This window comes from Vibrio maerlii, assembly GCF_003415655.1.
GTDB lineage: Bacteria > Pseudomonadota > Gammaproteobacteria > Enterobacterales > Vibrionaceae > Vibrio > Vibrio maerlii.
The window spans coordinates 1-791 of record NZ_QRHC01000042.1 but is presented as its reverse complement, the minus strand read 5'-3'; the positions used below and the strand labels follow the sequence as shown (position 1 = coordinate 791).

Annotated in this window: 1 tRNA gene and 1 rRNA gene; both read right to left on the bottom strand. The window is 45.6% G+C overall.

Going from position 1 to position 791, the window contains the following annotated elements:
* Positions 1–380 precede the first annotated feature (380 nt).
* Positions 381–456, bottom strand: a tRNA-Glu gene (locus DPF91_RS21895).
* 70 nt (positions 457–526) lie between these two features.
* Positions 527–791 (bottom strand): 16S ribosomal RNA (locus DPF91_RS21890); the annotation flags it as partial.

Below are 791 nucleotides of genomic sequence, written 5' to 3'. Positions count from 1 at the left end.
AATACGTCCTTCATCGCCTCTGACTGCCAAGGCATCCACCGTGTACGCTTAGTCACTTAACCATACAACCCCAAGAGGTCTTCATGTATGGCAAACAACCAAGGTTTTGTCTCTCATTATTGAATGAGCGAGAGACATTCGATTTTGCCGGACTCAAATATTAAACATCACAGTAAACTGTGGTGTTTCCAAGAACACTTGAATGTGTGTTGGTACCTACATCTCTAAGAGATATAGGATTTGAGAACTTTTAATTGAATAACAACGCATACCCGAAGATATGGGGATTGTTGTTATTCGTCAGCTTTCCAAATTGTTAAAGAGCTAATCACTTCAAAGAAGTAACCATTTTTAAACACACTCACAAGAATGCTTAAAGATGGTATCCCGTAGGGGAGTCGAACCCCTGTTACCGCCGTGAAAGGGCGGTGTCCTAGGCCTCTAGACGAACGGGACACTAAGAGTTGCTCTAACTTTCTAAACCATATCAATCTGTGTGAACACTCATCGCAATAATCTATTCGTATAAGGAGGTGATCCAGCCCCAGGTTCCCCTAGGGCTACCTTGTTACGACTTCACCCCAGTCATGAACCACAAAGTGGTGAGCGTCCTCCCGAAGGTTAAACTACCCACTTCTTTTGCAGCCCACTCCCATGGTGTGACGGGCGGTGTGTACAAGGCCCGGGAACGTATTCACCGTGGCATTCTGATCCACGATTACTAGCGATTCCGACTTCATGGAGTCGAGTTGCAGACTCCAATCCGGACTACGACGCACTTTTTGGGATTC